The following is a 6,000-nucleotide window of genomic DNA, read 5'->3' as shown; positions in this document are numbered from 1 at the left end:
GAGCCAGGCCTCGCTGAGGTGCGCGGCCTGGGCGAGGATGTCCTGCTCCAGCCGCCGCAGCTCCGGGCCTGGGTCGACGCCGAGCTCCTCGGCCAGGTGGGCGCGGGCCCTGCGCAACGCGCCGAGCGCCTCACCCTGCCGCCCGCACCGGTAGAGGGCCCTGGCCAGCAGCGCCCACGCCCCCTCGCGCAGCGGGTGCTCCCCCGCCAGCCGCTCCAGGTCGGGTACGGCCGCCGCCGCACGGCCCAGCCGGATGACGGCGTCGGCGTGGCGCTCGACGGCGGACGACCGCAGCTCCTCCAGCCGCGCCGCCTCCGCGTCGGCCCAGTGGGCACCGGCGAACTCCTGGTAGGCGGGGCCCTGCCAGAGCGCGAGAGCCTCGGCGAGCCGCTCGTGGCCGGCCGCCGGGTCGCTCACGATGCTCTCGAACCTCCACGCGTCCACCGCCCCCGCCTCCAGGCGCAGCGCGTAACCGGGCGGCTGGGTGACGAGCACGCCGGCGGGCGCGCGCGGCGACCTGCCCGGCTCCAGGGCCCGGCGCAGGTTGGACACGTACGACTGGACGGCCGCGAGCGCCTTGGGCGGCACCTCGTGGGCGTAGAGGTCGTCGATGAGGCGGTCGACCGGCACCGCCCGGCCACCGGCGGCCAGCAGGCGGGCGAGCACGGAACGCTGGCGGGGCCTGCCCAGCGCGACCGGCTCGCCGTCGAGGTGTGCGGCGAGCGGGCCGAGCACGCGGAAGGTCAGCACGATGCTGACACGGTACGACAGCGCCGCGCACGATCGAACCGGCCATCGCCCGCCATTGCGGTCCGTAATTGGCCGCATTGCCCTCTACCGTGGGGCCATGCATCCCGTCCTCAGCCGCAGGGCGCTCAACCGGGCCACCCTGGACAGGCAGTACCTGCTGCGCCGTACCACCCGCTCCGTGACCGAGGTGGTGGAGCACCTGGGCGGCCTCCAGGCCCAGACGCCGCACACCTGGTACACCGGCCTGTGGAGCCGCATCGAGGGGTTCAAGCCCGACGACGCGGCCGGCCTGCTGTCCTCGCGCCGGCTGGTCCGCATCGCGTTGCAGCGCTCGACCATCCACCTCGTCACCGCCCGCGACTGCCTGTCCATGCGGCCCCTGCTGCAGGTCGTGGGCGAACGCAGCGCCCTCGGCGCGTTCGGCGGGCGGCTGCGGGGGGTGGACCTGGACGAGCTGGCGGGCGCGGGCCGGGCGCTGCTGGAGGCGCGGCCCATGACGTTCGCCGACCTGGGGCGGGCGCTGGCCGAACGGTGGCCGTCGCACGATCCCCACGCGCTGGGCCAGGCCGTGCGCTGGCTGCTGCCGCTGGTGCAGGTGCCGCCGCGCGGGCTCTGGGGCAGGAGCGGGCCCGCCGCCCACACGACCGCAGAGTCCTGGCTGGGCTTCGAGGCGCCGCCGATGACGCCCGCGGAGCTGGTGCTGCGCTATCTGGCGGCGTTCGGCCCCGCGTCGATGATGGACGTGCAGACCTGGTCGGGGCTGACCCGGCTCGGCGAGGTGGCCGAGTCGCTGGACCTGGCGCGCTTCACCGGCGAGAACGGCAGGACCCTGTACGACCTGCCCGGAGCTCCCCGCCCCGACGAGGACACCCCCGCGCCGGTCCGGCTGATGTACGACTTCGACAACCTGTTCCTGTCGCACGCCGACCGGTCCAGGGTCCTGACGGAACGCGCGTCCGCCACGCTGAAGAGCTTCATGGGCAAGAACGCCTCCCTCCCGCGCATCATCCTCGTGGACGGCCTCGCGGCCGGCGACTGGACGGTCACCCGGGCCAGAGGCACCTCCACGCTCACCCTGCACCGGTGGGAGCCGATCCCCGTCATGGACGAGGCAGAGGAGGAGGGCCGGCGGCTGCTGGAGTTCCTGGCCCCGGGCGACAAGCACACGATCGCCGTCGCGGACGGCCCCTCCCGCTCGTGAACGATTCTGCAGTGCAGAACGATGTGCTGCAAAAGCGGCCAGGGTCGGTATGGTGGCCCACGTGCCAGAACGTAACCAGTCCGCCTCGCTCAGACGTGCGCTGGCCGTGCTGGAGCACGTCCGCGAGCACTCCGGCCTGTCACTGACGGAGCTGGCCGAGGCGGCTGGACTGCCCAAGAGCACGGTGCTGCGGCTGACCACGCCGCTCATCGAGGCCAGGCTGCTCGACCGCGACCGCAGGACGGGCGCCTACCGGCTGGGCCACGGCACGCTGCGGCTCGGCCAGTCCTACCTGGCCACACTCGACCTGCGGGCGGTCGCGGCCGAGGAGTCGCACCGGCTGATGAACGACGTGCGCGAGACCGTCCACCTCGTCGTCTACGACCCGCCGCACGTCGTCTACATCGACAAGGTGGAGAACGACGCCAACGTCCGCATGGGCTCGCGCATCGGCAGCCGCGGCCCCGCCCACTCCACGGCGGTCGGCAAGGCCATCCTCGCCTGGCAGCCCGAGGACGCCCTCGCCGACCTGATCCTGGAGCCGAGGACCAAGCACACGATCGTCGACCCCGAACGCCTGCGCGCCGACCTGGCCCACACCAGGCGCCGCGGCTACGCGGTCGACGACCGCGAGAACGAGCCCGAGGTGCGCTGCGTCGCGGCGCCGATCTTCAACCACCACGACGCGGTCGCCGCCGCCATCTCCGTCTCCGGCCTGTCCTCGCGGATCACCGCCGCGCGCGTACGGGAGCTGGGGCCGCTGGTGGCCGGGGCGGCGGCGCGGATCTCGAGAAAGCTGGGTAGCCAGTGCCGATGACGGGGCCGACCACCGGGCCGACGACAGGGCCGACGACAGGGCCGACGACAGGGCCCACCACCGGGCCGAGCACATCGACGACAGATCTCGTCACCTTCGGCGAGACCATGGCGCTGTTCGCCGCCCGCCGCACCGGGCCGATGCGCTTCGCCCGCGACTTCGACCTGGGCCTGGGCGGCGCCGAGTCCAACGTCGCGATCGGCGTCGCCCGGCTCGGCCACCGCGCGGCCTGGGTCGGCAGGGTCGGGGCCGACGAGTTCGGCGACCTGATCCGCCAGACCCTGCTGGGCGAGGGCGTGGACGTGCGGGCCATCGCCGACCCCGACGCGCCCACCGGACTGATGATCAAGGGCAGGCGTACGGCCGACCTCATCGACGTGCGCTACTACCGCAAGGACAGCGCGGGCTCGCGGTTGTGCGCCGACGACCTCGACCCCGAGCTGATCAGGTCGGCCCGCGTGCTGCACGTCTCCGCGATCACGCCCGCGCTCTCCGGCACGGCCCGTGAGGCCGTACGCCACGCGATCGCCGAGGCGCGGGCCGCGGGCGTGCTCGTCTCGCTCGACGTCAACTACCGCAGGGCGCTGTGGACGCCCGGCGAGGCGGGGGCGTGGCTGCGCCGGACGGTCGGCGACGTGGACGTGCTGTTCGCGACCGAGGCCGAGGGCCGGCTGATCGCCGACGTCGAAGGCGCCACCGAGCTGGCCGGGGCGCTGGCGAAGCTGGGGCCGCGGCACGTGCTCATCAAGTTCGGGGCCGAGGGCGCCATGGAGCTGTCCGACGGCGTCGAGCTGCGGGCGGACCCCTACGACGTGACGGAGGTCGACCCCGTGGGGGCCGGCGACGCGTTCGCGGCCGGCTGGCTGGCCGACTGGCTGGCGGGGGCCGAGCCCGCGCAGCGGCTCAGCACGGCGTGCGCGGCGGGGGCGTTCGCCGTGACCTCGCAGGGCGACTGGGAGAGCCTGCCCCGGCGGTCCGACCTGAGCCTGCTGCGCCGGCCCACCGACGGCGTGAGCAGGTGATCACCACGTCGGGTCGGCGGTTGCCGCCCGGTTGACCCGTACGGCAGCCGTAGCATGGCGTCCATGAAGCGCCCGCTGGGAGAGCTCGAGTCCACGATCATGGACAGGATGTGGTCCTACCGCCGGCCCGCCTCCGTCCGTGACGTCCTCGAAGACCTCCGTCAGGAGCGTGAGATCGCCTACACCACGGTCATGACCGTGATGGACAAGCTGCACACCAAGGGCCTGCTCAAGCGCGAGCCGGTCGGCCGGGCCTACGTCTACGAGCCGATCTTCACCAAAGAGGCCTACACCGCCGAGCTGATGCGGCACGCCCTGGCCACCAGCGGCAACCAGGCCGCCACCCTGGTCCACTTCCTCGAGCGGCTCACGCCCGAGGAGGCCACCGCCATGGAGGCCGCGCTGCGGGTCTGTCCCCCCAGGGGCCACCACGCCTGACGGCGCGCCCGTCCTGGCCGGGCGCCGCATTTCAGGGCCATACCTTTTCCTGTTTCCGCTCCGGCCTTGGGGGCAGGCGGGGAGGACTCGTCCGGGGGAAGGAACGATGATGACTGATGTTTCCGGTATGGGTTCCGGGCCGAACGACGAGCGCGAGGTGCTCACCAACCGGCAGGGACACCCGGTCTACGACAACCAGAACCAGCGCACGATCGGCCCGCGCGGCCCGGCGACGCTGGAGAACTACCAGTTCCTGGAGAAGATCAGCCACTTCGACCGGGAGCGCATTCCCGAGCGCGTGGTGCACGCCAGGGGCACGACCAGCTACGGCTTCTTCGAGGCGTACGGCAAGCTCGGCGACGAGCCGATCAGCCGCTTCACCAGAGCCAAGCTCTTCCAGGAGGCGGGCAAGCGCACCGACGTGGCCCTGCGCTTCTCCACCGTGATCGGCGGCCGGGACTCCGCCGAGACCGCCCGCGACCCGCGCGGTTTCGCGGTCAAGTTCTACACCGAGGACGGCAACTGGGACCTGGTCGGCAACAACCTGGCGGTCTTCTTCATCAGGGACGCCATCAAGTTCCCCGACGTGATCCACTCGCTGAAGCCCGACCCGGTCACGTTCCGGCAGGATCCCAACCGCATCTTCGACTTCATGTCGCAGACGCCCGAGAGCCTGCACATGCTGGTCAACCTGTTCAGCCCGCGCGGCATCCCCGCCGACTACCGGCACATGCAGGGGTTCGGCGTGAACACCTACAAGTGGGTCAACCGGGAAGGCGAGTCGTTCCTGGTGAAGTACCACTGGATGCCCAAGCAGGGCGTGCGCAGCATGACCGAGGCCGACGCCGCGGCCGTCCAGGCGAACGACCTGGGGCACGCCACCAAGGACCTGCACGACGCCATCGAGCGTGGCGACTACCCGGAATGGGAGCTGCTGGTCCAGCTGATGAGCGACGACGAGCATCCCGAGCTCGACTTCGACCCGCTGGACGACACCAAGGTGTGGCCGGAGAACGAGTTCCCCGCCCTGCCGGTCGGGCGGCTGGTGCTCGACAGGAACGTGGAGAACCAGTTCGCCGAGAACGAGCAGGCCGCGTTCGGCACCGGTGTGCTCGTGGACGGGCTGGACTTCTCCGACGACAAGATGCTCATCGGCCGTACGTTCTCCTACAGCGACACGCAGCGCTACCGCGTCGGGCCCAACTACCTGCAGCTGCCGGTCAACCAGGCCAGGAACGCCGCCATCCGCACCAACCAGCGCGACGGGCTGATGACGTACTTCGTCGACACCGGGGGCGAGAGCCCGCACATCAATTACGAGCCGTCGCTGCGCGGCGGCCTGCGCGAGGCCGAGTACCCGCATCCCGACGAGGTCGGGCCGGAGGTCAGGGGACGGCTCACCCGCAAGCGCATCCCGCGTACCAACGACTACACCCAGGCCGGGCAGCGCTACCTGCTGATGGAGCAGTGGGAGCGCGACGACCTCGTGCACAACTTCGTCTCGGCGCTGCGCCAGTGCGACCGGCGCATCCAGGAGCGCATGGTCTGGCACTTCCTGCTCGCCGAGGACGATCTCGGGCTGCGCGTCGGCGAAGGGCTGGGCATCGGCCCGGACGACGTGGCGCAGCTGGAGCCGCTGAAGAGCCAGGACCTCACCGAGGAGGACCGCAACAGGCTGGCCAAGCTCGGCAGGAACGGCCCCCGCGACGTCGAGGGCCTGAAGATGACGCACTGCGTGCCGAACGAGCGCGCCGCGCACGCCGAGCGCTGAC

General features: G+C 72.0%; 6 protein-coding genes. 5 read left to right on the top strand and 1 reads right to left on the bottom strand.

Translation table 11 applies throughout. The annotated features are described in order from the left end of the window. The coding region (locus E1295_RS23140; RefSeq protein ID WP_246080254.1) for an AfsR/SARP family transcriptional regulator at positions 1 to 750 on the bottom strand (750 nt) is incomplete at its 3' end. A gap of 97 nt (positions 751 to 847) precedes the next feature. On the opposite strand from E1295_RS23140, the gene E1295_RS23135 reads away from it, so the two are divergent. The 5 genes from E1295_RS23135 (at position 848) to E1295_RS23115 (ending at position 5,999) form a co-directional block, all read left to right on the top strand. Then, complete coding sequence (locus tag E1295_RS23135; protein ID WP_132632536.1) at positions 848 to 1,951, top strand: winged helix DNA-binding domain-containing protein; 1,104 nt, start codon at positions 848 to 850, stop codon at positions 1,949 to 1,951. 49 nt (positions 1,952 to 2,000) lie between these two features. Beyond that, on the top strand, positions 2,001 to 2,768 hold the full coding sequence (locus E1295_RS23130; RefSeq protein WP_132632534.1) for an IclR family transcriptional regulator: 768 nt from the start codon (positions 2,001 to 2,003) through the stop codon (positions 2,766 to 2,768). Beyond that, positions 2,765 to 3,790, top strand: a complete 1,026-nt coding sequence (locus tag E1295_RS23125) for a sugar kinase (protein WP_132632532.1) — start codon at positions 2,765 to 2,767, stop codon at positions 3,788 to 3,790. Before E1295_RS23130 ends, E1295_RS23125 begins: the two co-directional genes overlap by 4 nt. Before the next feature lie 63 nt (positions 3,791 to 3,853). Beyond that, positions 3,854 to 4,228, top strand: coding sequence for a BlaI/MecI/CopY family transcriptional regulator (locus E1295_RS23120; RefSeq protein WP_132632530.1), 375 nt, complete (start codon positions 3,854 to 3,856; stop codon positions 4,226 to 4,228). 109 nt (positions 4,229 to 4,337) lie between these two features. Next, a complete protein-coding gene (locus E1295_RS23115; protein ID WP_132632542.1) occupies positions 4,338 to 5,999 on the top strand; it encodes a catalase in 1,662 nt (553 codons plus the stop codon). Position 6,000: the final 1 nt, after the last annotated feature.

Origin of the sequence: Nonomuraea mesophila (assembly GCF_004352805.1) — a bacterium.
In the GTDB taxonomy this organism is placed as follows: Bacteria; Actinomycetota; Actinomycetes; order Streptosporangiales; family Streptosporangiaceae; genus Nonomuraea; species Nonomuraea longispora.
The sequence above is the reverse complement of the archived record's forward strand: the minus strand, read 5'-3'. Positions and strand labels throughout refer to the sequence as shown.

Excerpts from the sequence above, each read along its gene's own strand:
- E1295_RS23135 (WP_132632536.1), top strand. The coding sequence starts at position 848 with ATGCATCCCGTCCTCAGCCGCAGGGCGCTCAACCGGGCCACCCTGGAC.
- E1295_RS23130 (WP_132632534.1), top strand. The coding sequence starts at position 2,001 with ATGGTGGCCCACGTGCCAGAACGTAACCAGTCCGCCTCGCTCAGACGT.
- E1295_RS23125 (WP_132632532.1), top strand. The coding sequence starts at position 2,765 with ATGACGGGGCCGACCACCGGGCCGACGACAGGGCCGACGACAGGGCCG.
- E1295_RS23120 (WP_132632530.1), top strand. The coding sequence starts at position 3,854 with ATGAAGCGCCCGCTGGGAGAGCTCGAGTCCACGATCATGGACAGGATG.
- E1295_RS23115 (WP_132632542.1), top strand. The coding sequence starts at position 4,338 with ATGACTGATGTTTCCGGTATGGGTTCCGGGCCGAACGACGAGCGCGAG.